At 62.5% G+C, this 25,427-nt stretch carries 25 protein-coding genes; 17 read left to right on the top strand and 8 right to left on the bottom strand.

The features are described from left to right. Window positions 1-36: 36 nt before the first annotated feature. The 7 genes from FKV68_RS02055 to rsmI form a co-directional block, all read right to left on the bottom strand. Entirely contained in the window at window positions 37-1,029 is a 993-nt protein-coding gene (locus tag FKV68_RS02055; protein WP_180939897.1) for an endonuclease/exonuclease/phosphatase family protein, read from the bottom strand. Further along, window positions 1,026-2,144, bottom strand: a complete 1,119-nt coding sequence (locus tag FKV68_RS02050; RefSeq protein WP_180939896.1) for a sn-glycerol-3-phosphate import ATP-binding protein UgpC — start codon at window positions 2,142-2,144, stop codon at window positions 1,026-1,028. Before FKV68_RS02050 ends, FKV68_RS02055 begins: the two co-directional genes overlap by 4 nt. A gap of 1 nt (window position 2,145) precedes the next feature. After that, entirely contained in the window at window positions 2,146-2,994 is an 849-nt protein-coding gene (ugpE, locus tag FKV68_RS02045; protein ID WP_180939895.1) for a sn-glycerol-3-phosphate ABC transporter permease UgpE, read from the bottom strand. A gap of 10 nt (window positions 2,995-3,004) precedes the next feature. Continuing rightward, window positions 3,005-3,889 (bottom strand): sn-glycerol-3-phosphate ABC transporter permease UgpA, encoded by an 885-nt coding sequence (ugpA, locus tag FKV68_RS02040; protein WP_180939894.1) that lies wholly within the window; start codon window positions 3,887-3,889, stop codon window positions 3,005-3,007. Window positions 3,890-3,964: 75 nt separating this feature from the next. Then, the gene (ugpB, locus tag FKV68_RS02035; RefSeq protein ID WP_180939893.1) at window positions 3,965-5,281 is read right to left on the bottom strand and encodes a sn-glycerol-3-phosphate ABC transporter substrate-binding protein UgpB; all 1,317 of its coding nucleotides are present in this window, start codon (window positions 5,279-5,281) and stop codon (window positions 3,965-3,967) included. Window positions 5,282-5,405: 124 nt separating this feature from the next. Beyond that, on the bottom strand, window positions 5,406-5,774 hold the full coding sequence (locus tag FKV68_RS02030; protein ID WP_180939892.1) for a YraN family protein: 369 nt from the start codon (window positions 5,772-5,774) through the stop codon (window positions 5,406-5,408). Further along, complete coding sequence (rsmI, locus tag FKV68_RS02025; RefSeq protein ID WP_180941379.1) at window positions 5,764-6,678, bottom strand: 16S rRNA (cytidine(1402)-2'-O)-methyltransferase; 915 nt, start codon at window positions 6,676-6,678, stop codon at window positions 5,764-5,766. The genes FKV68_RS02030 and rsmI overlap by 11 nt, the downstream gene beginning before the upstream one ends. Window positions 6,679-6,948: 270 nt before the next feature. Here rsmI and dnaN point away from each other — a divergent pair, with 270 nt between their 5' ends. The 7 genes from dnaN (at window position 6,949) to FKV68_RS01990 (ending at window position 12,135) form a co-directional block, all read left to right on the top strand. After that, the gene (gene dnaN, locus FKV68_RS02020) at window positions 6,949-8,067 is read left to right on the top strand and encodes a DNA polymerase III subunit beta (RefSeq protein ID WP_180939891.1); all 1,119 of its coding nucleotides are present in this window, start codon (window positions 6,949-6,951) and stop codon (window positions 8,065-8,067) included. Window positions 8,068-8,302: 235 nt separating this feature from the next. Then, the gene (pmtA, locus tag FKV68_RS02015; RefSeq protein WP_180939890.1) at window positions 8,303-8,905 is read left to right on the top strand and encodes a phospholipid N-methyltransferase PmtA; all 603 of its coding nucleotides are present in this window, start codon (window positions 8,303-8,305) and stop codon (window positions 8,903-8,905) included. A gap of 8 nt (window positions 8,906-8,913) precedes the next feature. Further along, the gene (locus FKV68_RS02010; protein ID WP_180939889.1) at window positions 8,914-9,495 is read left to right on the top strand and encodes a histidine phosphatase family protein; all 582 of its coding nucleotides are present in this window, start codon (window positions 8,914-8,916) and stop codon (window positions 9,493-9,495) included. A gap of 7 nt (window positions 9,496-9,502) precedes the next feature. Next, the gene (pyrF, locus tag FKV68_RS02005; RefSeq protein ID WP_180939888.1) at window positions 9,503-10,207 is read left to right on the top strand and encodes an orotidine-5'-phosphate decarboxylase; all 705 of its coding nucleotides are present in this window, start codon (window positions 9,503-9,505) and stop codon (window positions 10,205-10,207) included. A gap of 137 nt (window positions 10,208-10,344) precedes the next feature. Further along, on the top strand, window positions 10,345-10,632 hold the full coding sequence (locus tag FKV68_RS02000; protein WP_180939887.1) for a DUF1330 domain-containing protein: 288 nt from the start codon (window positions 10,345-10,347) through the stop codon (window positions 10,630-10,632). Between the two features lie 119 nt (window positions 10,633-10,751). Beyond that, entirely contained in the window at window positions 10,752-11,732 is a 981-nt protein-coding gene (locus tag FKV68_RS01995) for a complex I NDUFA9 subunit family protein (RefSeq protein ID WP_180939886.1), read from the top strand. Between the two features lie 241 nt (window positions 11,733-11,973). Next, window positions 11,974-12,135, top strand: coding sequence for a hypothetical protein (locus FKV68_RS01990; protein WP_136506661.1), 162 nt, complete (start codon window positions 11,974-11,976; stop codon window positions 12,133-12,135). Window positions 12,136-12,363: 228 nt separating this feature from the next. Here FKV68_RS01990 and FKV68_RS01985 read toward each other — a convergent pair whose 3' ends face one another. After that, a complete protein-coding gene (locus tag FKV68_RS01985; RefSeq protein WP_180939885.1) occupies window positions 12,364-13,170 on the bottom strand; it encodes an undecaprenyl-diphosphate phosphatase in 807 nt (268 codons plus the stop codon). 257 nt (window positions 13,171-13,427) lie between these two features. Between FKV68_RS01985 and FKV68_RS01980 the strand changes: the two genes are divergently transcribed. From FKV68_RS01980 to FKV68_RS01935, 10 genes are all read left to right on the top strand, one after another. Further along, a complete protein-coding gene (locus FKV68_RS01980; protein WP_173511519.1) occupies window positions 13,428-14,120 on the top strand; it encodes a glutathione S-transferase family protein in 693 nt (230 codons plus the stop codon). A gap of 10 nt (window positions 14,121-14,130) precedes the next feature. Continuing rightward, on the top strand, window positions 14,131-15,303 hold the full coding sequence (gene queG / locus FKV68_RS01975) for a tRNA epoxyqueuosine(34) reductase QueG (protein WP_180939884.1): 1,173 nt from the start codon (window positions 14,131-14,133) through the stop codon (window positions 15,301-15,303). Next, on the top strand, window positions 15,291-16,166 hold the full coding sequence (locus FKV68_RS01970) for an SDR family oxidoreductase (RefSeq protein ID WP_180939883.1): 876 nt from the start codon (window positions 15,291-15,293) through the stop codon (window positions 16,164-16,166). The genes queG and FKV68_RS01970 overlap by 13 nt, the downstream gene beginning before the upstream one ends. Window positions 16,167-16,629: 463 nt before the next feature. After that, window positions 16,630-17,004 carry a septal ring lytic transglycosylase RlpA family protein gene (locus tag FKV68_RS01965; protein WP_180939882.1) on the top strand — a complete coding sequence of 125 codons (375 nt, stop codon included), beginning with the start codon at window positions 16,630-16,632 and terminating at the stop codon, window positions 17,002-17,004. Between the two features lie 232 nt (window positions 17,005-17,236). Then, window positions 17,237-18,526: an RsmB/NOP family class I SAM-dependent RNA methyltransferase gene (locus FKV68_RS01960; protein WP_180939881.1), complete on the top strand. Its 1,290-nt coding sequence runs from the start codon at window positions 17,237-17,239 to the stop codon at window positions 18,524-18,526. A 365-nt stretch (window positions 18,527-18,891) separates the two neighbouring features. Further along, window positions 18,892-20,172, top strand: coding sequence for an imelysin family protein (locus FKV68_RS01955; protein WP_180939880.1), 1,281 nt, complete (start codon window positions 18,892-18,894; stop codon window positions 20,170-20,172). A 176-nt stretch (window positions 20,173-20,348) separates the two neighbouring features. After that, on the top strand, window positions 20,349-21,905 hold the full coding sequence (locus FKV68_RS01950; RefSeq protein ID WP_425347632.1) for a di-heme oxidoreductase family protein: 1,557 nt from the start codon (window positions 20,349-20,351) through the stop codon (window positions 21,903-21,905). Then, window positions 21,905-23,032 (top strand): imelysin family protein, encoded by a 1,128-nt coding sequence (locus tag FKV68_RS01945; RefSeq protein WP_180939878.1) that lies wholly within the window; start codon window positions 21,905-21,907, stop codon window positions 23,030-23,032. The genes FKV68_RS01950 and FKV68_RS01945 overlap by 1 nt, the downstream gene beginning before the upstream one ends. A gap of 232 nt (window positions 23,033-23,264) precedes the next feature. Next, entirely contained in the window at window positions 23,265-24,254 is a 990-nt protein-coding gene (locus FKV68_RS01940) for a magnesium transporter CorA family protein (protein ID WP_180939877.1), read from the top strand. 78 nt (window positions 24,255-24,332) lie between these two features. Further along, window positions 24,333-25,415, top strand: coding sequence for a DUF1513 domain-containing protein (locus FKV68_RS01935; RefSeq protein ID WP_180939876.1), 1,083 nt, complete (start codon window positions 24,333-24,335; stop codon window positions 25,413-25,415). The last annotated feature ends 12 nt before the right edge of the window (window positions 25,416-25,427 follow it).

The raw sequence follows: 25,427 nt of genomic DNA, 5'->3' as shown, positions 1-25,427 counted from the left end.
CACCTCGATGCGTCATCGTCACACGCGTTCTGGACGCTATTCGAAGCCCTCAACGACACAGGTGATGAGGTCGTGGTCGGACAGCGGCCGGCCCGAAGGATCGAGGGAATGAATGATCCGGCTCTCACCGATCCTCAAGCCGCGCGAGAGAAACCAGTCGTATTTCATGGCCCGCTTCGGCCGGCGGGTGATGAGGCTCGGGCGCGTCGTCATGCCACCGATCGGACCGCCGTGCCGCGTAAAGCCGCGCGCGGCGCTCATCGCAAACAGCCCCTCGGCCTCGAAGTCGCCGCCGGCGTGATTGCCGGTATTGAGATCGCCGCCGATCAGGATCGGGAGCCCCGGAAATGCCACATCCAGCGCCTCGATCAGTTCCTTGGCCTGCCGCTCGCGGTAGGCGGGCTTAGCGGCGCTTTCGAGATGGGTCGAAACCGCGACGAAAGGGCCCGCTGGGGTCTCGATCATGGCACCGATGGCAAGGCGCTCGCCAATACGCGGCTGGTCGCCGCCGTTCGTGAACCACGGCCTCTCGCCCCAGAGCCGTAGCATGAACGGGCGGGCAAGCAACGTCGCCGACAACAACGCATTGCCGTGGAAGCCCTTCTCGTTGAAGTCGTCCTTGCAGAATTCGCGCTCCTCGTCGGAGCCCAGTCCGAGTTCGATGAATTCGACCCCGTAAGCATATTGCATGGAGAGCGCGGCGGCGATCTCAGCGGTCGGATGCCGCTGGCCGGTGCGCGCCATGCCGTTGTCCATCTCCGAAAGCAGAACAAGCGAGGCGCCGGTGGCGCGAAGACGGGCGGCGCTCTCCCTGGCGAACAGACAGCGTTCAAGATTCCATGCCGCGACGCAGAGCGGAAAGGCAAGCGGCCCTCGCACGGGCGGCGCGCCGCCGATCTCGATCGTATTCATTGTCTCGAGCCTACCCATGATGGCGTCGTGGGCGGCAACTGTGCGCTCGGTCCGGGCAAAACCCGTCCGCGCCTCCTGCGAAGGTACGGCAAGCCTTGCCGCGGTCGATTCAATCACAGTACTGGTTCCAGGCTTATGGTTCGCGCCGTGGTCGACGCGTTGCCCGTTGCCGATTTCGGTTCGCCGAGCCTCCTGCCGTCGTCCGGCGCGAAGAAATGCAAGCGCTCGGGCGCGATGGTAATGGCGAGACTGGCCGAAAGTGGTGTCTCCGGCGCAAGCGCGACGGTGACAATATGATCGTCGATTGCGCCGTGAACGAGGCGTTGCGCTCCCAGTTCCTCGACGTAGTCGACCCGGAAGAGAAGAGCCTGCTCGCCGACGCTTGCGAGACGCAGGTCCTCCGCGCGCAAGCCAACGGTTACCGATCCGCTCGACGGCGCCCGATCACCGAGGTCGATCGACTGCGCGCCGATCTGGAGCCGGCCGCCGTCGAGAACGCCCTTGACGAGGTTCATCGCCGGCGAGCCGATGAAGCTCGCGACGAAGGTCGAGGCCGGTGTGTGATAGACATCGAGCGGGCGGCCGATCTGTTCGATCCGGCCACCGTTCAAGACGACGAGGCGATCGGCAAGCGTCATCGCCTCGAGCTGGTCGTGCGTAACATAGAGCGAGGTGGTCCCGAGGCGCTTCTGCAGCCGCTTGATCTCGCCGCGCATGGACACCCGGAGCTTTGCATCGAGGTTCGACAGCGGTTCGTCAAAGAGGAAGGCGGCGGGCTTGCGGACGATCGCCCGTCCCATGGCGACGCGCTGGCGTTGACCGCCGGAAAGCGCCCGCGGCTTGCGGTCGAGATAAGGCTCGATCTCAAGCATGCGCGCCGCCTCGGCGACACGCGCCTCGATCTCGGCCTTCGGCGTCTTGCGGTTCTTCAGGCCATAGGCGAGGTTTTCGTAGACCGTCATGTGCGGATAGAGCGCGTAGTTCTGGAAGACCATGGCGATATCGCGCTCGGCCGGCTCTATTGCATTCACGACGCGGCCGCCGATCGACACGGTGCCGGCGCTGATCGTCTCCAGTCCCGCGACCATGCGCAACAGCGTGGACTTGCCGCAGCCAGACGGGCCGACCAGCACGATGAACTCGCCGTCGGCGATATTGATCGAGACGGATTTCACCGCCTCGACGCCGCCAGCATAGATCTTGCGGACGTCGCTGATTTCGATAGCGGCCATGTCACTTCTCCGTTTCGGTGAGGCCCCGGATGAAGAGGCGCTGCATGAGGATGACGACGAGAACGGGCGGCAGCATCGCAAGGATGGCGCCGGCCATGACCAGGTGCCACTGGACCTCGCCGTCCTGGACGGCGACCATGCGCTTCAGCCCCATCATCAGCGTGTAGTAGCCGGGATCGGTGGTGACCAGCAGCGGCCAGAGATACTGGATCCAGCCGTAGATGAAGAGGATGACGCAGAGGGCGGCGATATTGGTCCGGCTCAGGGGCAGCAGGATATCGCGGAAGAACTTGAGCGGGCCCGACCCATCGACGCGCGCGGCCTCCATGAGTTCGTCCGGCACCGTCATGAAGAATTGCCGGAACAGGAAGGTGGCGGTCGCCGAAGCGATCAGCGGCACCGTGAGGCCGGGATAGGAATTCAGCATGCCGAGGTCTGCAACCACCTTGTAGGTCGGGATGATGCGTACCTCGACTGGAAGCATCAACGTGATGAAGATGATCCAGAAGGCGAGCAGCCGGAAACGGAAGCGGAAATAGACGATGGCAAAGGCCGAGAGGATTGAAATCGCGATCTTGCCACAGGTGATGATCAGCGCCATGCAAAGCGAATTCAGCGCCATCAGCGTGTAGGACGGCAGGCCGTTGGCGGCCGAGCTTGCGCTCAGCACTTCCGTGTAGTTTTCGATCAGGTGGCCACCCGGCAGGAGCGGAATCATGCCGCCTACCAGCACCTCGCGTGTGCGGGTGGACGCGATGAAGGCGACATAGACAGGAAAGGCAACGATCACGACGCCGGCGATCAGGACCAGATGCGTCAGGAAGGTGAGAAACGGGCGGTTTTCGACCATCGCCATCGCCTCAATATTGCACGCGCCGCTCGACATAGCGGAACTGGATGACGGTGAGCACCACGACGATCAACATCAGAAGCACCGACTGCGCCGAGGACGAGCCGAGATTGAGGCCGAGATATCCGTCGTTATAGACCTTGTAGACGAGGATATTGGTCGCCTGGGCCGGGCCGCCCGCCGTCGTGGCGTCGACGATGCCGAACGTATCGAACATCGTGTAGTTGACGTTGACGATGAAGAGAAAAAAGGTGGTCGGCGACAGGAGCGGCAGGACGATGGTGAAGAACCGCTTGACCGGGCCGGAGCCATCGATCGCGGCAGCCTCGATCAGCGAATGCGGCACGGATTGAAGACCGGCGAGGAAGAAGAGGAAATTGTAGGAAACCTGCTTCCAGGCGGCGGCGATGATGATCAGGATCATCGCATGCGTGCCGTTCAGATTGTGATCCCACCGGATGCCGAGCTGGCCGAGGAAATAGGCAAGCACGCCGGTCGTCGAATTGAACAGGAACCACCATAGCAGGCCGGCAATCACCGGCGCCACCGCATAGGGCCAGACGAGAAGCGTCGTATAGACGCGTCCACTTCTCACCAGGCGATTGACTGCCACCGCGAGGGCGAGACCGAAGGCCATCGAAAGCGCGGTCACGGCGACGGCGAAGACGGCCGTCCGCGCGAGCGAGTCGAGATAGAGTGGATCGTTGAGAAGCCGCACATAATGCTGAAAGCCGACGAAGCTCGCCGATAACCCGAAGGGATCCTCCCGCTCGAACGAGGATTTCACCGCCTGCCCCGCAGGCCAGATGAAGAACAAGAGCGTAATGACGAGCTGAGGCGCCAGAAGCAGATAGGGCAGCACCGGGTTTGGAAAGATCGTGCGTTTCGTGTCCATCGTAGTCTTTCGCTTCGTCCCGCCAAAAGGCGAAAAGCCGGCGGTATCGTCGGCTTTCCCTTGGCAAGCGCAACCTTAGTTGGCCGCTTCGAACTCGCGCAGAAGTTCGTTGCCGCGCTGGACGGCGGAATCGAGCGCCTGCTGGGCGGTCTTGGTGCCGGCGAGCAGCGCCTGGAACTCCTCGTCGAGGATGGCGCGTGCCTGCGTGAGGTTACCGAAGCGTACGCCCTTCGAGTTTACCGACGGCGTGCCGCGGGTGATCTGCTGGATCGCGATGTCCGACCCCGGGTTCTTCTCGTAGTAGCCCTGCTTCTCGCCGAGCTCGTAAGCTGCATTGGTGATCGGCAGATAGCCCGTGAACTGATGCCAATCGGCCTGGAGCTCCGGCTGCGACAGATAGGTGAAGAACTTCGCGACCCCCTTGTAGACGTCGTCGCTCTGACCGTTCAGAACCCAGAGCGTCGCGCCGCCGATGATTGAATTCTTCGGCTCCTTCGTCACGTCGTCGTAGTAGGGAAGCGGCGCGAAACCGGGCGTGAAGTCCTTGGCGTTCTTGATGACGCCGGCGCGGCCGGCCGAGGAATTCATCGTCATGGCGCATTCCTGCGCGTAGAACTTCGTGGCGGCATCATCACCGCCGCCCGGGCCGCCGTACTGGAAGAGGCCTTCGTCCGCCCATTTCTTCAGGTTGCCCCAATGCTTGACCTGGACCGGGCCGTTGAAGGTGAATTCCGTCCCGGTGCCGCCGAACCCGTTTTCCAGCGTGCCGAACGGCTGGTCGTGGATGGCGGAGAGGTTTTCTGTCTGGATCCAGGTGATCCAGGCGCTGGTGAAGCCGCATTTCGCCGCGCCGGAGGTGACGATCTTGCGGGAGAAATCCTCGACTTCGGCCCAGGTCTTCGGGGCGACTTCGGGGTCGAGACCGGCCTTCTTGAACACGTCCTTGTTGTAGTAAAGGATCGGCGTCGAGGAGTTGAACGGCATCGAAAGGATGTTGCCCTCGGTATCGGTATAATAACCGACGACCGGTGCGATGAAGGATTTGGGATCGAAGGTCTCGCCCTGATCGGCCATCAGCTTGTAGACCGGATAGACCGCACCATTGGCAGCCATCATCGTTCCCGTGCCGACTTCGAAGACCTGCACGATGGCCGGTTGCTGGCCGGCGCGGAAGGCGGCGATCGTCGCCGTCAGCGTCTCGGGATAAGTCCCTTTGTAGACCGGCTTCACAACATAGTCGGTCTGGCTTTCATTGAACTTCGTAGCGATCGACTCGAGCTTCTGCCCGAGCTCGGCGCCCATGGCATGCCACCAAGTGATTTCGGTCGCTGCGAGCGAGGAGGATGCCGAAAGCGCCAGCATGAAACCGGCAGTGATGAAGTTCCTGATCATGGTCGATTGCCCTCTCCACCTTCGTTAGGAATGGCAGTGGACTAGTGAGCTTCGATGACAGGCAGGTAACGCTTTTGTGTCGGAACGATTACAAATTTGCCCGTTTGGTCAAAATGCGCGGCAGTCAAAATGCATCCGGCAGATGTCGCGGCCAATGCCAAGGGGTAACGGCAACAATATCGTAGCGAACGGAGAGACGGTGGAAATCCGCCTGGCGCGCCAGCCAGATATCGCTCGCGGCCCTGATCCGCCGTTGCGCCGTATCGGAGACGGCGAAGACCGCCTCGTCAAAGCCGCGGCGAGCCTTCACCTCGACGCAGGCGACGAGATCACCTCGACGGGCGATGATGTCGATCTCGCCGAGCCTGGTGCGGTAACGCATTGCCACAATGCGATAGCCTTTGAGGATCAGGCAGAGCGCCGCGCGGTATTCGGCGACGTGACCGCGCTTCAACGCCTTCAGCCTGCGACGGTCCGGCGGCTCAACCTTCATCGCGTTCCTTGCGAGCGAGAAGCCGGTCATAGAGTGCCTTGCGGGGCAGGCCGGTGCGCCGGGCAGCTTCGGTCGCCGCCTTGCCCATCGGCATGTCCTGCGCAAGCGCGCTCAAGAGAGCGTCCACATCCGTCTCCTTTGGAACCGGCTTCGCATCCGGCGGACCGACGACAAGAACGATTTCGCCCTTGACGTTCGCGCCATCGGCGTAGAAGGCGCGGAGTTCGCCGAGGGTGCCGCGGCGGAACTCCTCGAAGGTCTTAGTCAGCTCGCGGCAGACGGCCGCTTTTCTTTCCGAGCCGAGCACGTCGGCAGCAGCGGCAACCGTTGCCGCGATCCGGTGCGGCGACTCGAAGAAGAGCAGCGTCGCGGGCACGGCGGCAAGCTCGCTGATGCGATCACGCTTCGCCTTGTCCTTCACCGGCAGGAAGCCGGCAAAAAGGAAAGCATCGCTCGGAAGCCCCGAGCCGACAAGGGCCGCAAGCGGCGCGGAAGGACCGGGGATCGGCACGACGCGGTGGCCGGCCTCAATCGCGTGCTGCGCCAGGCGATAGCCGGGATCGGAGACAAGCGGCGTGCCGGCATCGGAAACGAGCGCCACCGACTTGCCCTCGGCGAGCGCCGAAAGCAGCCGCGGGCCGGCCTCGTCGGCATTGTGTTCGTGATAGGCGAAGGGACGATTGACGATGCCGTAGCGATCGAGCAGCACGCGGGTGACACGCGTGTCCTCGCAGGCGAGAACGTCGGCGCCTGCGAGCGTCTCCAGGGCCCTGAGAGTGATATCGGCGAGATTGCCGATCGGCGTTGCGACGAGATAGAGCGCCGGCTCCAGCGGGCGGGCCGGTATGGTCGCATTGTGCAGCCGGTAGCCGCGCTGTTTCTCCCTATCCGCCGCTGCGGCCATTTCGTGCTTTTCCAATTGCTTATCTTCCCGCCGCCTATATCCGTCATGCCGGCTTCAGCCTTTATGAGCGAGCTGATGGCGTGAGGCAAGGACGGGTCGCGGCCGTCCCCTTGTGCAATTGGGGAAACTCCCGGCGAAACCCCTTGCTTTTGCGGCTCTCTTTCTGCCATTTTGCCCGTCCACATCCTTCCGGCCGATCGGCCGGGACACTCGCAGTTGACGCCGCGGCGGGTTCGCCCGCCGGGCAATGGTTGAAAGCGGTAGCATCCCATGCGCATTACTCTCGAGCGGTCCAATCTCCTGAAATCGCTGAACCATGTTCACCGCGTGGTCGAACGGCGAAACACGATCCCGATCCTCTCGAACGTGCTGCTGCGCTCCGATGGAGCGAGCCTCGAGATGAAGGCAACCGACCTCGATCTCGAGATCACCGAGGCGACGCCGGCGCAGGTGGAACAGGCGGGCGCCACCACCGTTCCGGCGCATCTCCTCTACGATATCGTCCGCAAGCTCCCGGACGGGGCGGAAGTGCTGCTTGCGACCAATGCCGAGGGCACGGCGATGACGGTTGCCTCCGGCCGCTCGAAGTTTTCGCTGCAGTGCCTGCCGCAATCGGATTTCCCGGATCTGACGGCCGGAAGCTTCTCGCATTCCTTCCGGCTGAAGGCGACGGACCTCAAGATGCTGATCGACCGGACGCAGTTCGCGATCTCGACGGAGGAGACCCGCTACTATCTCAACGGCATTTTCATGCACACGGTCGAGAACAAGGGACAGCTGAAGCTGCGCGCAGTTGCGACCGACGGCCATCGCCTTGCCCGCGCCGATGTCGAGGCTCCGGCGGGTTCCGAAGGCATGCCGGGCATCATCATTCCGCGCAAGACCGTCAGCGAGTTGCAGAAGCTGCTCGACAATCCCGACATCGTCGTCACGGTCGAGGTCTCGGACGCCAAGATCCGCTTGACGATCGGCTCGATCATCATGACCTCGAAACTGATCGATGGCACCTTCCCTGACTACCAGCGGGTGATCCCGGCCAATAACGAGAAGGAACTGCGCGTCGATTGCCAGTCCTTTGCCCAGGCCGTCGATCGCGTCTCGACCATTTCCTCCGAGCGCGGCCGCGCGGTGAAACTCGCGCTCACCGAAGGACAGATGACGCTGACCGTCAACAATCCGGATTCAGGCAGCGCTACGGAAGAGCTGCCGGTCGGCTATGAAAACGATCCTCTGGAAATCGGCTTCAATGCCAAATACCTGCTCGATATCACATCCCAGCTCACCGGGAACGATGCGGTCTTCATGCTTGCCGATCCCGGCTCGCCGACGCTGGTGCGTGACCTTGCCGCCGAGGACGCGCTCTATGTCCTCATGCCGATGCGCGTGTAAGGGTTCGCTTCGACAGTGGCATGAACAAGCTGACCCGCCGCCACTGGACGGCGGGTTTTTCATGAAACCTGCGGTCGCGTCTTGTTGATAAGCTGTCGCTTTTAGACGCGGACAGACTTGTTTTTGCCGCAGATGGGAGCACATTATGCTCCGTGTGTTTGCGCGGTCCGGCCGAATCAGAACGCGGCCGGGGCCGCGCGCAACCGAAATGAGAAAGATTTTTCGAGGGGGTTCGATGAGTTTGCGCTTGAAGGTGAAGGAAAGGTTCGGTCGGAAGTTCGACGAGGAGATCCGCTTCTTCAAGGGTTGGATGAACAACACCCGTGCCGTTGGAGCGATCCTGCCAACGTCCTCGATCACGGCGCGACGGATGGCGAGCGTGGTCAATCCGCACTCGGGCCTTCCGGTGCTCGAACTCGGCCCCGGGACCGGCGTGATCACCAAGGCGATCCTGGAGCGCGGCATCGCGCCGGCAAAACTGGTCTCCGTCGAATATTCGACCGATTTCTTCAACCAACTGAAGGCCCGGTTCGCCGGCGTGCAGTTCATCAACGGCGACGCGTTCGACCTCGAACACACCCTCGGATCGCTGAAGGACCGGCAGTTCGACAGTGTCGTGTCCGCGGTGCCGCTGTTGAATTTTCCAATGCACCGCCGGGTAGAACTCATCGAAGACCTGCTTTCGCGCATCCCGGTCGGACGGCCCGTCGTGCAGATTTCCTATGGGGCGCTCTCGCCGGTCGTCGCCATGCCCGATCGTTACAGCATCCAGCATCTCGACTTCGTCGTGCGCAACATTCCGCCCGCTCAGCTCTGGGTCTATCGCAAGGCGCACTGAGGCGTCGCGTGTTCGGCGTCTATCTGACCCATCCGCAGGTTACGATCGACCCGGCAATCGCCGTGCCGAAATGGGGATTGTCCGAGCTCGGCAGGGACCGCGCCCGCGCAGCGGCTTCGAACCCATGGGTCCGGTCCCTCGGCCGCATCATATCCAGCCATGAGACGAAAGCCCTGGAGACCGCGGCCATGCTGGCGCGTGCGGCAGGCATCCCGGTCGAGACCGACGAAGAGATGGGCGAGAACGACCGCTCCGCGACAGGGTTCCTGCCGCCACCGGCGTTCGAGGAGGCCGCCGACTGGTTTTTCGCCCATCCGAACGAAAGCTTCAAAGGCTGGGAGCGGGCGATCGACGCCCAGACGCGCATCTGGAACGCCGTTTCCTATATTCTCGATCGCCATGACCCCGCGGTTCCGATCGCCTTCATCGGTCATGGCGGCGTCGGGACGCTGCTCAAATGTCGCATGACCGGCGCGGCAATCGCGCGCGACGCGGACCAGCCGGCGGGGGGCGGCAACCTCTTTGCTTTTCGCCTTGCGGATCGCGCCGTCACGTGCGACTGGACGCCGATGGAATTCTGGCAGGGGTGATCTCGACATGACCATGAGCGCGCGCGACCGGCTGATCGTCGGTCTTGATCTTCCGACGGTCGCCGAGGCGGAAAAGATCGTCTCGACGCTTGGTGACAGCGTCGACTTCTACAAGATCGGCTACCAGCTGGCTTTCGCCGGCGGGCTCGAATTCGCACGCGACCTTGCCGCCAGCGGCAGGAAGGTGTTCCTCGACATGAAGCTGCTCGACATCGACAACACGGTGGCGAAGGGCGTCGAGAACATAGCGAAGATGGGCGTGTCGATGCTGACGCTGCACGCCTATCCCAAGGCGATGAAGGCGGCCGTCGAGGCGGCGCGCGGGTCCGGCCTCTGCCTGCTCGGCGTCACGGTCCTCACCTCGATGGACGAGCAGGACGTCATCGATGCCGGTTACGAATACGATCCGCACACGCTGGTGCTGCGCCGCGCGGAACAGGCGCGTGCTGCGGGAATGGGCGGCATCGTCTGCTCCGCCGAAGAGGCTGCTGCCGTGCGCAAGATCATCGGAACGGACATGGCGCTCGTCACGCCCGGCATCCGGCCTGCCGGCGCCGACAAGGGTGACCAGAAGCGTGTGATGACGCCGGCTGACGCGCTTCGCGCGGGATCGAGCCATCTCGTGGTCGCGCGGCCGGTCGTCCAGGCTGCAGAGCCGTTGACTGCTGCCCGTGCGATACTGGCCGAAATGGAGAGCGCGCTTTCCGGTTGACCCGCTGGCGCCGAAGGGCCCTCCGGCTATTTTGCAGGCTTCCCCCCGTTGGCAAGAAGCTACGCTTGACGTTGGCGCCAAATTGCCGGAAGTAACGATCCCGTCTGTGTATTCTACCGAAAGACGAGGAGCTTATCATGGCCAAGGGATATTGGATCGCTCGGGTCGATATACGGGACCCTGAACGCTACAAGGACTATGTGGCGGCGGCAAAGCCGGCCTTCGAGAAATACGGCGCCAATTTCCTCGCCCGCGGCGGCAATTTCCACCGGCTGGAAGGCGCGGTTCGCGCCCGCAACGTCGTCATCGAGTTTCCCTCCCTTCAGGCCGCGGTCGACTGTTACAACTCGCCCGAATACCAGATTGCCGCGGCGATCCGGCAGGAAGTGGCCGACGCCGAAATGGTGGTGGTGGAAGGCGTCTGAAGCCCGCAGAGAGCGGCGCGAAGTGCTCATGCGGCGATGGTGGATTGGCCTTCACCTCGCCCGCCGCTTGGGCTATGTAGCAAGCAATTCTTCCCAATGATATCAGGAGTGCGTTTCCCATGACCTTGTCCAACCTTCCGCCGCTGGTGACGATTTTCGGCGGATCCGGATTTGTCGGCCGTCATGTGGTGCGCGCGCTCGCCAAGCGCGGCTATCGCATTCGTGTCGCGGTCCGTCGTCCGGACCTCGCCGGCCATCTCCAGCCGCTCGGGAATGTCGGTCAGATTTCCTTCGTCCAGGCGAATCTGCGCTATCGCAAATCGATCGACCGCGCGGTCGAAGGCGCTGACCATGTGATCAACTGCGTCGGCATCCTGTTCCAGAGCGGCCGCAACACCTTCGACGCGGTTCAGGACTTCGGAGCGCGGGCAGTCGCCGAAGCGGCGCGCGCCGCCGGGGCGACACTGACCCATATCTCGGCGATCGGCGCCGACACCAAGTCCGAGTCGAGCTATGCACGCACCAAGGGCCGCGCCGAGGCAGCGATCCTCGAAACGCTTCCCGAAGCGATCATCCTGCGGCCTTCGATCATTTTCGGACCCGAGGACGGCTTCTTCAACAAGTTCGCCGAAATGTCCCGGTTTTCGCCATTCCTGCCGCTCGTAGGCGGCGGTCGCACGAAATTCCAGCCGGTCTATGTGACCGACGTTGCCGAAGCGGTCGCCCGCGCGGTCGACGGCAAGGTCGAGAAAGGCAAGATCTACGAGCTCGGCGGGCCACAGGTCCTGTCGTTCCGCGAATGTCTCGAGCTCATGCTGAAGACGATCGACCGCAAGCGCCGTCTCGTGCCGCTGCCGTTCGGCGTCGCTTCCCTCATCGGCGGCGTCGCTTCGATGGTGCCGTTCATCACGCCGCCGCTCACCGCGGACCAGGTAGTGTTGCTCAAATCCGACAATATCGTCTCCGCACAGGCCGAAACCGAGGGGCGGACGCTCGCCGGAATGGGCATCGAAGCGACGATGCTCGAATCGGTCCTGCCGAGCTACCTGGTGCGCTATCGCCCGCATGGGCAGTATCAGCGCGGCGGACGGGCGGCCTGACGCCTCATTCCGTTTGATCTTCGCATTGTGACCGCCGGTTCCGCCGGCGGTTCTTGTTTGTGGCAACGATGCAACACCGTTGCAGTTCTGCCGCAGCTGCCAAACACGAATAGCGTTTACCGCGGATTCAGCATGCCCTGATATTGATCATGACATGTCCAGCGAATAAACACCCCCTCGCGCCACATCGCTCGGCGAGCGCAGTCGGTGCCAACATCACACTCGAAAGGCATAACGTCCCATGGGCAAGTCGATCGCAATCTTTTTTGCGTCTGCGGCACTGATCATTCTGGCTGGCTCATTCATGGCTCCGAGCACCGTGGCAAGCAGCAGCAAGGGATGCGCGCCCGCCTATGGCGTCGATCCCTGCACGACGGCGTCGATCGAGTTTTCCGGCGAGTAAGCCGGCACCTGTCGCAGAAGTGCACCAGTCCTCTCGGACGGCACTGCGGCAGTGATATTTCAGTTTTGGCGGGGGCCAGGGAGCCGCATGCGTTTCGAAAGAGCGCATGCGGCTTTATTTTTTTGGCTTGATCGTTTCACCGTTTCATTGAATCGGTGAAACGATCAAGCTTCTTGATTTGGCACAATTCCTGACGGAAAGCCGTTACACACTTTTGCTGGAATTGCTCTAGCCAAGTAGCCACAGACCGATGAGTCCCGCGACCCCGATGAGGATCCGCCAGATCGCGAAGGGCGTGAAGCCGCGGTACGAGACGAAATCGAGCAGCGAGCGCACGACAAACACCGCGGCCACAAACGCGGCGATGAACCCGATCGCAATCAGCGTCATGTCATCGAAGGACAGCGCATCGCGGTTCTTGTAGAGGTCGAGGGCGAAGGCCCCGACCATGGTCGGCATGGCGAGAAAGAAGGAAAACTCCGCTGCAGAACGCTTGTCGGTTCCCATCAGCAAAGCACCGGCAATCGTGGCGCCCGAACGCGACGTGCCTGGTATCATCGCAAGGCACTGAAAGAGGCCGATCTTGAAGGCGAGCGACGGCGGATAGTCCATCACATCGGTGTAGCGGGGTTTAAGCGGCAGATGGTCGATCGCGTAGAGGATGACGCCGCCGACGATCAAGACGATACAGATCAGCATCGGGGTTTCAAAAAGCACCGACTTGATGAAGCCATGGGCCGCCGCACCAATGACGGCCGCCGGAAGAAAGGCGATGAGCACCGAGAGTACGAAGCGACGTGCGAGGGCGCTCGACGGCAAGGCGAGCGCGATCTTGAGCAGCCGCTGGAAATAGACCAGCAGGATCGCCAGGATCGCGCCGAGCTGTATGAGAACGGCGAAGGTATTTCCGGGTGACCTGAAGCCGAGGAAGTGGCCGGCAAGAAGGACATGCGCCGTCGACGACACAGGGATGAACTCGGTCAGTCCCTCGACAAGCCCGAGGACGAGCGCGCTGATGATCGATTGATCCGCCATAAATAAGATGTTCCTGACATGTTGGGGATTTGGGAGGAGAAGGTCGATTCGCTTGTGTTTGCCACCTGAACTACCTATAGCTCGTTATGACAAGCCGTGGCCACATGTGCCGCGATGCTGATGCATGTTTCCTGAAATCGTAGCCGATTTAAGGAAACATGCAGCCATTCAAAGTGCCACAGCGTCCTTTGCGCGTCTGATAGGACGCGCGGCGCCGTAGTGCTCCCGGAAAAACAGACCCACGAAGCCGACCCTCGATGCCGACACTCTATCATCACCCCATGTCCTCCGCTTCCCGGTTCGTACGCCTCATTCTTTCGGAATACGGCTACCAGACCGAGCTCAGCGAGGAGCAGCCGTGGGAGAACCGGCGGGACTTTCTGGCCCTCAATCCGGCGGGCACGCTGCCCGTCTATGTCGACGACAGCATGCGGGCGCTCTGCGGCGCGACGATCATTTCGGAATATCTGGACGAAACGAACGGCATTCTGAAGCGCGATCGCCGGTTGCTTGCCGAGGATCCGTTCCAGCGGGCGGAGATTCGCCGGCTCACCGAATGGTTCCTGCAGAAGATGGAAGCCGATGTGACGCGCCCGCTGGTGCGCGAGCGCATCTTCAAGCTGCAGATGACCCCCGACCAGGGCGGTGGCGCGCCGGATTCGAAAATCCTGCGTACGTCGCGCGCCAATATCCGCCAGCACATGAAATATCTCTCCTGGCTCGCCGGCTCGCGCCCGTGGCTTGCGGGCGACCGCATCTCCTACGCCGATCTCGCCGCGGCCGCCGCAATCTCAGTGCTCGACTATCTCGGCGAGATCGACTGGTCCGAAGCGCCGACGGCGAAAGAGTGGTACCAGCGATTGAAATCCCGTCCGTCTTTCCGGCCGCTGCTCGGCGAGCGCGTGCGCGGCGTCACACCGGTCTCGCACTATGCGGACCTCGACTTCTGAGGACAATGCAATGCCTGGCGACGCCGTAAGAGCGGAGAACCAGGGCAGGAAGCGCAGCACGCTGACCGCGTTTTTGAAGAGCGAGGCGGCGGACAAGGGCTTCGATATCTGTCGCATCACGCGACCGGACGCCATTCCCGAGGCGCCGGCGCGGCTGAGACAGTTTCTGGCCGAAGGCGCCCACGGCACGATGGAGTGGCTCGCCGAAACCGCGGAACGCCGGTCCGATCCGCGGGTACTCTGGAGCGACGTCCGCTCGATCGTCATGTTCGGCATGAACTACGGCCCCGAGAACGATCCGCGCGCGATCCTCACCAAGCGGGACCGCGGGGCGATTTCTGCTTACGCCCAGAACCGCGACTATCACGATGTCGTCAAGGGGCGGCTCAAGGAGGTCGCGACGCGCTTTGCCGCCCGCGCCGGCGAGGACGTGAAAGTCTTCGTGGACACGGCCCCGGTCATGGAAAAGCCGCTCTCCGAGAAGGCCGGTATCGGCTGGCAGGGCAAGCACACCAATCTCGTCAGCCGCGAATATGGTTCGTGGCTGTTTCTCGGCAGCCTGTTCACGACCGCCGACCTCGATCTCGACGAGCCCGAGCGCGACCATTGCGGCTCCTGCCGCGCCTGTCTCGACGCCTGTCCGACCGACGCCTTTCCGGCGCCCTATCAGATCGATGCGCGGCGCTGCATTTCCTACCTGACGATCGAGCACAAAGGCCCGATCGAGCCCGAGCTCCGCCCTCTGATCGGTAACCGGATCTATGGCTGCGACGACTGTCTTGCGGCCTGTCCGTGGAACAAGTTCGCGCGTTCGGCCTCCGAAATGAAGCTCCGGCCGCGCGACGACCTGAAAGAGCCGGAGCTGAATTTCCTGCTGACCTTGGACGATGCGGCGTTCCGCGCCTTCTTCTCCGGTTCTCCGGTCAAACGGATCGGTCGCGATCGTTTCGTCAGAAACGCCTTGATCGCGGCCGGCAATTCCGGTGAAAAGCACCTGATACCGCATTGCAAGGCCTTGGCGCTCGACGCTTCACCAACGGTGAGGGCGATGGCCGTCTGGGCACTCTCGCGGCTATTGCCGCGCGACGAACTTGCCGCCTTCGCCAGGCAGTGTGAGCCGGAAAGCGACAACGAGGTTCTTTCGGAATGGGAAATGGCAGGAGTAAGCCGATGCATGTCCTGATTCTTGGCGCCGGCTATTCCGGTACGGCGATTGCAAGGGCACTGGCGCCTGCGGCCCAGTCCGTGGCCGGCACCACCCGTTCGCCCGAAAGGCTCGCCGATCTCGCGCAGGCCGGGATTCGTCCGCTCCTTTTCGATGGAACGGCGATATCCGCCGAGCTCGCGGACGCGATGCACCAGGCGACCCATCTCGTCCAGTCGATTGCCCCGGGCCGAGACGGCGACCCGATGTTTCGCCCCGGCGTCGCGCCCTTGCCCGAGCTTTTGCCGAATCTTCGCTGGATCGGCTATCTTTCCACCGTCGGCGTCTATGGCGACCACAAGGGTGCCTGGGTGGCGGAGGACACGCCCTACAAGCCTGTTTCCCAGCGCTCTGTCGAAAGGGTCGAGGCTGAGAATGCCTGGCTTGCCCACGGAGCCCAGCGCGGCATTCCCGTCGCTATCCTGCGCCTGGCCGGCATCTATGGCCCGGGCCGCAATGCCTTTCGCAACCTCGCCGAAGGCACGGCACGCAGGCTGGTAAAGCCCAACCAGGTCTTCAACCGCATTCGCGTCGAAGATATCGGATCGGCTGCCGCCTTCCTTGCCGACCGCGGCATGGGTGGGATCTTCAACGTCACCGACGATGAACCGGCCCCGCCGCAAGATGTGGTAGCGGAAGCCGCCCGGCTGATGGGCGTCGAGCCGCCACCGGAAATTCCCTTCGAGACCGCCGAACTGTCGCCAATGGCGCGCTCGTTCTACGGCGAGAACAAGCGCGTCTCGAACGCCCGCCTTCGCGGGACCGGCTTCCAATTCGCCTTCCCGAACTATCGCGTGTCGCTTGCACAGTTGTGGGAAACAGGTACCTGGCGCGGGAAGTAGACTCCACCACAATTCGTGTAGCCAGAATACCTCCGTTCGGATGAAAGCATGTCCTCAGATCATCCGATAGTAACGGTGAGCTCGACTTTCGTTTGACTGCCTAACGCCTGCCCATATTTGGTCTATACTTCGCCCAATTGCACAACCCATGCGCTAGTTAGAGGATTTTCACGAACGGGATTCATGGAAATTCATGCGAATCGAAATTTTTAAATGATTTTTTTCGAGCACACGGAGTCCGCCCTCGGACCGAGGCCCCGTCCGACGTCTAACCCCTGATTCCAAAGAACTTCACGCGGCGATTCAAAATAATTCAAACAAAATTCTATTTTTAATTTCCGCCGCTTTTCAACAATACCTAATAGACAGTTAACGGTTGAAGCACGGTTTTGCCATTTTTCGCCTCAATTAGGTCAGTCAGCAGGGAAAATTAACTAAACTTTCAAACCGTGGGGGCCGTCGCTTGAAACCAGCGAACATTAAAACTGCTGCCGCAGCAGTGCTATTCACCGTCGGGATGGGGTTGGTCTCGGCATCCGATAGTCAGGCAGCAGGATCCGCTTGCGGCGGTGCATCCTGGTACGCACTGACCTCCAAGACCGCGTCCGGCGAACGAATGAACGCCGCACGCCTCACCGCTGCCCACCGCAACCTCAAATTCGGCACGAAGGTCGCGGTTACCAACAAGCGCAATGGCAAGACGGTCGTCGTCCGCATCAACGATCGCGGTCCGTTCATTCGTGGTCGCGTGCTCGATCTCTCGAAGGCGGCCGCCTCGCAAATCGGGATGATCCGCTCGGGAACCGCCAGCATCTGTTACCAGGTCATCAATTCCTGATCCGCCGATACTTCCGCCCGATTTTCGCACCGGGCGGATTTGCTTATGGAGACAGCGGCGCCGCACGTTTTACCAGAGGGCGCTGCAGTACTTTTAGTTGCTGCGTGTTTTTATCCTTGATCGGCTCCGATTTAAGGAAACGTGCAGTAGGCGGTCTCCGCCATTTCTACCGCTTCCGTCTTGCTCTTCGGTGTCTTCGCCGTTACCACGGCGAAAAAGGAGTTCATCGAAGATGCGATTGGGCGGAAGGCTCGCAGGGGCCATCGAGGTTCTTGACGACATAGAAAAACGGAAGCGGCCCGTCGCCGACGCGCTCAAGGACTGGGGCCTTTCCCACCGCTTCGCCGGATCGGGCGACCGCGCCGCCATCGGCAATATCGTCTACGACGCGCTGCGGATGAAGCTCTCTCACGCCTATCTGATGGACAGCGACAGCGCGACCGCGCTTGGCCACGCGGTCATGTATCGGCAATGGGGCTTCACCCCCGCGGCACTTGCAGCGGAGCTTGCCGACGACAAGTTCGCGCCCGAGGCTCCCTCGGCGGAAATGATGAAAGCCTTTGCCGAGCATCGGCTCGAAGGCGCGCCCAAGCATGTGCAGGCGGATATTCCGGAATGGACGCAGGCCTCTTTCGAGGAGAACTTCTCCGACCACTGGCTCGAGGAGGCTCAGGCGCTTGCCGGGCGGCCGACACTGGACCTGCGCGCCAACACGCTAAAGGCGAGCCGTGACAAGGTCTTGAAGGCGCTCGACCGAAGCGGCGCGGAACCCGCAACAATCGCGCGCCACGGCGTGCGCATCCCGGCCGGCGAAGGCGCCTCGCGCCTCCCGAACGTCACGGCGGAGATCTCGTTCCAGAAGGGCTGGTTCGAAGTTCAGGACGAAGGTTCGCAGATCGTCGCCGATCTCGTTTTCCCGCAGGAAGGCGAGCAGGTTCTCGACTACTGCGCCGGCGGCGGCGGCAAGACGCTCGCCATGTCGGCCGCGATGAACAACAAGGGCCAGGTCCACGCCTACGACACCGATCGCAAGCGGCTGGCGCCGATCATCGAGCGGCTGAAGCGAGCCGGCACCCGCAATGTGCAGGTGCATGAATCGGCGGAATCGCTCGCGCCGCTTACCGGGCGCTTCGACCGCGTGCTCGTGGATGCGCCCTGCACCGGGACCGGCACGTGGCGGCGCCGCCCGGACACGAAATGGCGGCTCACGCAGAAGAACCTGGAGGAAAGGCTGGCGCAGCAGGAAGAGGCACTTGCTAGCGCCGCCCAGTTCGTGCGGCCGGGCGGACATCTGATCTACGTGACCTGCTCGGTGCTTCCCGAGGAGAACGAGTCGCAGGTCTACGGTTTCTGCGAGGACAATCCGGAATTCGAGATTCTCTCGGCCGCCGACATATGGGCGACGCTCTTCGGCACCGACAAGCCGCAGCCGTGGTCCGCCGACATGAAGACGGTCACTCTGACGCCAGCTTCGACCGGAACCGACGGCTTCTTTTTCTGCCTTATGGGCCGAAAGAGCTAACGCATGTCGCCCAGAAGTGTGGACGGGTTTTGGGACAACGACATGCACGAAAACGAAGACCTAAACGCGCCGCATGAGGCCGTTTGAACGCGATGCGCCTTGGTTCCGGATCGCGGCCGACGTGTCCGCGTGCCGCCCCGGGAAAGTTTGAAAACATTCTAAACTATACACTTTGACACAAGTTTACTTTTGGTCCATGAGAAGTGGGCTTTAGCGGGCTCCGAGACGTTTGCTCGCCGCCCACTGCAGGTTTCCGAACGGACCCGATCGAAGGGCAGAAACATGCAGCAACGCAAAGTGCTGCAGCGACCTTTGTGCGTCACGTAAAGACGCACGGCGCTGGAGGAGAAGCAAAGGAGAGGGTCGTGACCAAGAATTTCATCCGCGCCGCCGCGCTGGCGCTCATGGCCGCAACGTCGGCGCTGGCCTTGCAACCGGCGAATGCCGCCACCGACGCCGCTCAGGTCGTCAAGCACTACGCTGCCGTTGCACACGCCAAATACGAAGACGCGCTGACGACGGCCGAAGCACTCGAGAAGGCGGTCGACGCGCTGATTGCAAGCCCGAGCGAAGAGACCTTGAAGGCCGCCCGCGAAGCTTGGCTCAAGGCGCGAAACCCCTATCAGGAGACCGAGGTCTATCGTTTCGGCAATACGATTGTCGACGAATGGGAAGGCAAGGTGAATGCCTGGCCGCTCGACGAGGGCCTGATCGACTATGTCGATACGAGCTACGGCACCGAAAGCGATGAGAACGCTCTTTTCGTTGCCAACGTGATCGCCAACAAGACGATCAAGATCGACGGCAAGGACGTCGACGCAACGAACATCACGCCGGAGTTCCTTTCCGGCACACTGCAGGAAGCCGGCGGCATCGAGGCGAACGTCGCGACCGGTTACCATGCGATCGAATTCCTGCTCTGGGGACAGGACCTGAACGGCACCGGCGCGGGCGCCGGCAACCGCTCCCATACCGACTTCGACACCAAGGCCTGCACCAACGGCAACTGCGACCGCCGCGCCGCCTATCTGAAGGCAGCCTCCAGCCTGCTCGTTTCCGATCTCAAAGAGATGGTCGCCAATTGGACGCCGGACGGCGCCGCCACCAAGTCCGTCGAAGCCGATCCCAAGGCGGGCCTCGCCACCATCCTCACCGGCATGGGCTCGCTCTCCTACGGCGAACTCGCCGGCGAGCGCATGAAGCTCGGACTGCTCCTGCATGACCCGGAAGAAGAGCACGATTGCTTCTCGGACAATACGCACAACTCGCATCTCCATGACGCACTCGGCATCCAGTCCGCCTATACCGGCGAATATACCCGCGTCGACGGCACGAAGCTCACCGGCCCCTCTCTTTCGGAACTCGTTGCCGCAAAGGACGCGGCGCTGGACAAGGAACTGAAGGGCAACCTCGCCTCCACCGTCGAAAAGATGCAGGCGATGGCGAAGCGCGCCGAAACGGTCGAGGCTTACGACCAGATGATCGGCGAAGGCAATGCCGAGGGTAACGCCACCGTTCAGGCCGCGATCGACGGCCTGGTCGCGCAGGCGAAGACCGTCGAACGCGCCATCGCGTCGCTCGAACTCGGCACGATCGAGCTTGAAGGTTCCGACAGCCTGGATAATCCTAGCGCCGTCTTCCAATAAGCCGAAAGGCGGGCCGCCCCGAAAGGGTGCGGCCCGGCCCAAGTCCAATGCATGTGATCCCTCGCCTCCTAGCGCTGCCACTCGCCGCGCTCATCAGCGTCACCGCAACAGCAGCGGCGACGGGCGGCGATTCCGACGGGAAAGCGACTGTTGATACCCCCCCAGTAAGCGCGCAGATGCAGGGGTCGAATTCAACGGCACACACGCAAAATGATGGGTTGAGCGGGGCATCGCCCCTTGCCGATCTCCCTCCGTGTGGGGGAGATGCCCGGCAGGGCAGAGGGGGGTGCCAATCCGAACGCGAAGACCTCTCCGAGCAGGACCGCAAGCGCGTGCTGACCGTCACTCGGCCGACGACGGATTTCTCCAAGGCGGAACAGTTCGAGGCGCTTTCCGCCGGCGCCGCAACGACGATTGCGCCGATCGACCGGCAAATCTTCTCGCAGTTTTCGGCGAACTTGCCCTTCGAGGCCGAGCAGAACTTCAAGCTCGGCAAGGCGCTCTTCGAGAAGCTCTGGGTCTCGTCGCCCTCCTCCACGCAAGCCTCCGACGGGCTCGGCCCGCTCTACAACGCCCGTTCCTGCGAGAGCTGTCATCCGCGCGACGGGCGGGGGCGTCCCCCGGAAGGGGCGTCGGACACAACATCGATGTTCTATCGCCTTGCGCGTACGCCGCATGACGGCACCGAACGGGAAATGCTCGCCTCCCATGCCGTTCTCAATTTTCCCGATCCCGTCTATGGTGTGCAGCTTCAGGACAGTGCCGTGCCGGGGCTTGCAGCCGAAGGGCGCGTAACGATTGCCTACAGGGAAGAGCCGGTGAGCCTTGCGGACGGCGAGACGGTTTCCCTGCGGAAGCCGCATTATACGGTCGCGGACCTCGGCTATGGCCCGCTCGATCCGAGAACGACGCTCTCGCCGCGCGTCGCTTCGCCGATGATCGGTCTCGGACTGATCGAGGCGATCCACGACGCCGACATTTTCGCGCGCGCAGATCCTGAGGACCGCGACGGGGACGGTATCAGCGGGCGGCCTGCACTGATCCACGATGCCAAAACCGGAGCCGTGATGCTCGGCCGTTTCGGCTGGAAGGCGCAAAGCCCGACGCTCGGCCGACAGGCCGCCGATGCTTTCGCCATCGACATCGGCCTATCCAGTCCGGGCAACGACCGCAGTCACGGTGATTGCACCGAGGCGCAGACGGAATGCCTGGCGCTTCCGACCGGCGTTCAGGAACGGCTCGGCCCTGTCGAAGCACCCGATCCGGTGCTTGGCCTCGTGACCTTCTACGCCTCCAACCTCGCCGTGCCGGCCCGCCGCAAGGCGAGCTTCCCCGAAACCTTGCGGGGCAAACAGCTCTTCTACGAATCCGGCTGCGCCGCGTGCCATGCGCCGAAATTCGTGACCCGGCGCGATGCGCCGCACAAGGAGCAGGCGTTCCAGTTGATCTGGCCCTATTCGGATTTCCTGCTGCACGATATGGGCGAGGGTCTTGCCGACAGCCAGCAAGTCGGCGTCGCCGATGGCCGCGAGTGGCGCACGCCACCGCTCTGGGGGATCGGACTGACACAAACCGTAAGCGGCCACACCTTCTTCCTTCACGACGGCCGCGCCCGTAATCTTACCGAGGCCATCCTTTGGCACGGCGGCGAAGCGGAAAAGGCGCGCAACGCCTTCGCCGGCTTGCCAAAGGACGACCGAAAAGCACTGATCACATTCCTGGAGTCACTCTGATGCGCCCGAGCCTTCCCCTTACCCTGGCCGCCATCCTCTTCGCCGCCATCGCCACCCCGATGGCCGCGCAAGAAGGTGGAGCACTCTCGCCGCGTGTCGTCGACGAGGCCGCCGTGCCGGGCGTCATGGCAAAAGCCGTGGACGGCTTCATTATTCCCGGCTATCGGGGCCTCGCGGAGGCGACGGTCGGCCTTGCGGAAACGAGCGCCGCGCTTTGCGAGGCGCCTTCGGCAGCGGCGCTCGAAGCCGCCCGCTCGGCCTTTTCCGGCGTCGTGCAGAGCTGGTCGGCGATCGAGATCATCCGTCTCGGCCCGGCCCTCGAACAGAACCGCTTCGAGCGCTTCCTCTTTTATCCCGACCGCAAGAGCACCGGTTTGAAGCAGGTGCAGGCGATTCTCGCCAAGGAAGACGAACGCGCGACACACGCGGAGAGCCTGAAGACGAAAAGCGTCGCTGTCCAGGGCCTCGGTGCGCTCGAATACGTACTCTACGGCACCGGGGCAGAAGCGCTTGCGGGGAAGGACGGTGCCTTTCGCTGCCGCTACGGCGTCGCGATATCGGAGAACCTGAAGGCGATCGCCGGCGAGATCCTCGCCGAATGGGAAAGGCCGGACGGAATCCAGGCCGCCTGGAGGAAGCCGGGTCCCGACAATCCGTTCTTCCGCGACAGCAAGGAGGCCGCAACCGAACTCCTCGGCATCCTCGTCCATAGCGTCGAGATGATTAAGGACCAGCGGCTGCGGCCGTTCTACGCCGGCACGGACGACGGAAAGTCCGACAAGGGACATCCACGGCTCGCCATCTACTGGCGCTCGGTCAATACGATGCCATCCGTTTCCGCGAATCTGCGGGCTCTGCAGAAGCTCTTCAATACGGCCGGCATGGAAAGCCTGCTGCCAGCCGACAGCCGCTCGATCGCCGGCTCGATCAATTTCCTTTTCAAGGCGCTGATCCGCGCGGCCGACCGCATCGAGGGACCGATCGATGCGGCGCTTGCGGACGAGAACCAGCGCGCCACACTCGACTTCATCACGCTCAACACTGCCGACCTCCTCGATCGGTTCAACCGCGAATTCGGCGGCGCCATCGGCCTTGGCGCCGGCTTTTCCTTTGCCGACGGCGATTGACATGGCACATTGACACGGCAACGTGAAGGGGCGCCGCCGCCCGGCGGTTGACAAGGCGCTCTTTTGGGCGCAAAGCGCAATTTGTGTCCCCCTTTCGCGGGCATGTTTCACCTACCAAGGATCAACCGGAATGAACCCCGACAGTCGAAGTCGAGCCTCCACGCTCACGGCCGTCCGGTCCTGATTGATCAGGGCTTCAGGCGGTCGGATGACTCGCCCCATGGAGCCCCAAATGCTGCGCATCTACAAAAGCCAGAACAACCATCTCGCGCTTTTCGATATTCTCAACAGCCTGGCTTCGCCCGAGCCGGTGATCTGGTTCGACCTCTTCAATCCTTCCGCCGAGGAAACGCGGCTGGTCGAAGACAAGTTGGCGATCGCCATCCCGACACGCGACGAGATGCAGGAAATCGAGCTTTCCGACCGCCTCTATCAGGAGGACGGCGCGGAGTTCATGACGATGACGGCCGCGGCCAAACTCGACAGTGACTATCCGGCAAAAGTGCCGGTGACGTTCATTCTCAAGGGAACATGTCTCGTCACGGTGCGTCATGCCGATCCGAAGCCGTTCCAGGTCTATGTCAACCGGATCCAGAAGCCGAACGGAGCTGCGTGCGACACCGGCGAACTGGTGATGCTCGGGTTGCTCGAGGCGATGATCGACCGCACGGCGGATGCTCTGGAACGCGCCGGCAACGAGGTCGACGCGATCTCGCGCGAGGTCTTCCGCAAGTCGAACGCCAGCGCCACCAAGAAAACGCGCGACCTGCAATCGCTGATCGAGCAGATCGGCCAAAAAGGCGACCTCTTGACGGTCATCCGTGAAAGTCTGGTCAGCGTCGGCAGGCTCGTCGCCTACCACGTTGCGACCGAGGGAAACACTCAGCGCAAGGCAGCCAAGGAGAGCCGGCAGCGGATCAAGCTGATCCAGCGCGACGCAGCCTCGCTCGGCGATCACGCGCTGTTCCTGTCGAACAAGATCAATTTCCTGCTCGACGCGACGCTCGGCCTCATCAATCTCGAACAGAACCAGATCATCAAGATCTTCTCGGTCGCAGCGGTCGTGTTCCTGCCGCCGACGCTGGTCGCCTCGGTCTACGGCATGAATTTCGACGTCATGCCGGAGTTGAAATGGCAGCTCGGCTACCCCTACGCGCTATCGATGATGGTGCTGTCGGCGCTGTTGCCCTTTCTCTACTTCAAGCGCCGTGGCTGGCTCTGAGACGATAATCTGCTAAACCAAATCGAGATCGGCGGCGGGCATCGCCTCCGTCATCGTTCTGTTTATGGCAAGACGCGCATGACCGCGAAAACACTGATCGATCGACGCAGCTTCGTCAAAATGGCGGGCGCTGGCTGGATGGCGACGCTTACTCCGCGTGGCGCTTTCGCGCTTGAAAGAGCGGATGCCGTCTTCGCCTCGGCCTTCATGGCGCCGGACGGTGGCTATGGCGTCGCGACCCTCACGGACGAGGGCGAAATCATCGACCGGACGCTGCTGCCGGCGCGGGCGCACGGCATGGCCTTCTCACCGAAAAGCCGCCGGGCCGTCGCGTTTGCCCGCCGGCCGGGCACCTACGCGATGATCCTTTCGGCCGATGGTGCCGCCGAACCCGTCGTGATTACAGCCGCCGAAGGCCGCCACTTCTTCGGCCACGGCTGCTTTTCCGCCGACGGGCGCCTGCTCTATGCGACCGAGAACGACTTTTCCGACAATCGCGGCATGATCGGCATTTACGACGGCACGAGGGGATTTGCCCGGATCGGCGAATTTCCGACCTACGGCATCGGCCCGCACGACATGACGCTTGCGGCCGACCGGCGGACGCTCGCGATCGCCAATGGCGGCATCGAGACCCATCCGGACTTCGGCCGCACCAAGCTCAATCTCGACCATATGGAGCCGAGTCTGACGCTGGTCGACACCGTCACGGGTGCGCTCATCGAAAAGCATGTGCTACCCAATGATCTTAGCCGGCTATCGATACGCCACGTGGACATCGGGAACGACGGGAAGATCTGGTTCGCCTGCCAATATGAAGGGCCGCGCAACGACCTGCCGCCGCTCGTCGGCCACTTCTCGCGCGGCGAGGACCTTGCCTTCGTCACTCTTCCCGAGCGAACGACCGAGGCGCTCGCCAACTATGTCGGCGCGATCGCCGTCAATCGTCGCGAAGGGCTCGTCGGACTGACATCGCCTAAGGGCAATGTCGCCGTCACGCTGGATGCCCGGACGGGCGCCGTCTTGAATGAAGAGTTCGTCGCGGAGGCCGCAGGCGTCGCTGCCGCCACGCGAGGCTTCACCGTCTCCTCCTACGACGGGCGCTTCGGGAAGCGCAAAAGCGCCGTTGCCTGGGACCAGCATATCGTCAGGTTAGGGTAAAGGAGCCACCAC

The organism is Sinorhizobium mexicanum (assembly GCF_013488225.1).
GTDB lineage: Bacteria > Pseudomonadota > Alphaproteobacteria > Rhizobiales > Rhizobiaceae > Sinorhizobium > Sinorhizobium mexicanum.
The sequence above is the reverse complement of the archived record's forward strand: the minus strand, read 5'-3'. Positions and strand labels throughout refer to the sequence as shown.

Excerpts from the sequence above, each read along its gene's own strand:
- ugpB (WP_180939893.1), bottom strand. The coding sequence starts at position 5,281 with ATGATCAGGAACTTCATCACTGCCGGTTTCATGCTGGCGCTTTCGGCA.
- FKV68_RS01960 (WP_180939881.1), top strand. The coding sequence starts at position 17,237 with ATGCGATTGGGCGGAAGGCTCGCAGGGGCCATCGAGGTTCTTGACGAC.
- rsmI (WP_180941379.1), bottom strand. The coding sequence starts at position 6,678 with ATGGCCGCAGCGGCGGATAGGGAGAAACAGCGCGGCTACCGGCTGCAC.
- dnaN (WP_180939891.1), top strand. The coding sequence starts at position 6,949 with ATGCGCATTACTCTCGAGCGGTCCAATCTCCTGAAATCGCTGAACCAT.
- FKV68_RS02030 (WP_180939892.1), bottom strand. The coding sequence starts at position 5,774 with ATGAAGGTTGAGCCGCCGGACCGTCGCAGGCTGAAGGCGTTGAAGCGC.
- FKV68_RS01950 (WP_425347632.1), top strand. The coding sequence starts at position 20,349 with ATGCAGGGGTCGAATTCAACGGCACACACGCAAAATGATGGGTTGAGC.
- FKV68_RS01990 (WP_136506661.1), top strand. The coding sequence starts at position 11,974 with ATGGGCAAGTCGATCGCAATCTTTTTTGCGTCTGCGGCACTGATCATT.
- FKV68_RS02000 (WP_180939887.1), top strand. The coding sequence starts at position 10,345 with ATGGCCAAGGGATATTGGATCGCTCGGGTCGATATACGGGACCCTGAA.
- FKV68_RS01935 (WP_180939876.1), top strand. The coding sequence starts at position 24,333 with ATGACCGCGAAAACACTGATCGATCGACGCAGCTTCGTCAAAATGGCG.
- pyrF (WP_180939888.1), top strand. The coding sequence starts at position 9,503 with ATGACCATGAGCGCGCGCGACCGGCTGATCGTCGGTCTTGATCTTCCG.
- FKV68_RS01945 (WP_180939878.1), top strand. The coding sequence starts at position 21,905 with ATGCGCCCGAGCCTTCCCCTTACCCTGGCCGCCATCCTCTTCGCCGCC.
- FKV68_RS01980 (WP_173511519.1), top strand. The coding sequence starts at position 13,428 with ATGCCGACACTCTATCATCACCCCATGTCCTCCGCTTCCCGGTTCGTA.
- queG (WP_180939884.1), top strand. The coding sequence starts at position 14,131 with ATGCCTGGCGACGCCGTAAGAGCGGAGAACCAGGGCAGGAAGCGCAGC.
- ugpA (WP_180939894.1), bottom strand. The coding sequence starts at position 3,889 with ATGGACACGAAACGCACGATCTTTCCAAACCCGGTGCTGCCCTATCTG.
- FKV68_RS01940 (WP_180939877.1), top strand. The coding sequence starts at position 23,265 with ATGCTGCGCATCTACAAAAGCCAGAACAACCATCTCGCGCTTTTCGAT.
- FKV68_RS01985 (WP_180939885.1), bottom strand. The coding sequence starts at position 13,170 with ATGGCGGATCAATCGATCATCAGCGCGCTCGTCCTCGGGCTTGTCGAG.
- FKV68_RS02050 (WP_180939896.1), bottom strand. The coding sequence starts at position 2,144 with ATGGCCGCTATCGAAATCAGCGACGTCCGCAAGATCTATGCTGGCGGC.
- FKV68_RS01995 (WP_180939886.1), top strand. The coding sequence starts at position 10,752 with ATGACCTTGTCCAACCTTCCGCCGCTGGTGACGATTTTCGGCGGATCC.
- pmtA (WP_180939890.1), top strand. The coding sequence starts at position 8,303 with ATGAGTTTGCGCTTGAAGGTGAAGGAAAGGTTCGGTCGGAAGTTCGAC.
- FKV68_RS01970 (WP_180939883.1), top strand. The coding sequence starts at position 15,291 with ATGCATGTCCTGATTCTTGGCGCCGGCTATTCCGGTACGGCGATTGCA.
- ugpE (WP_180939895.1), bottom strand. The coding sequence starts at position 2,994 with ATGGTCGAAAACCGCCCGTTTCTCACCTTCCTGACGCATCTGGTCCTG.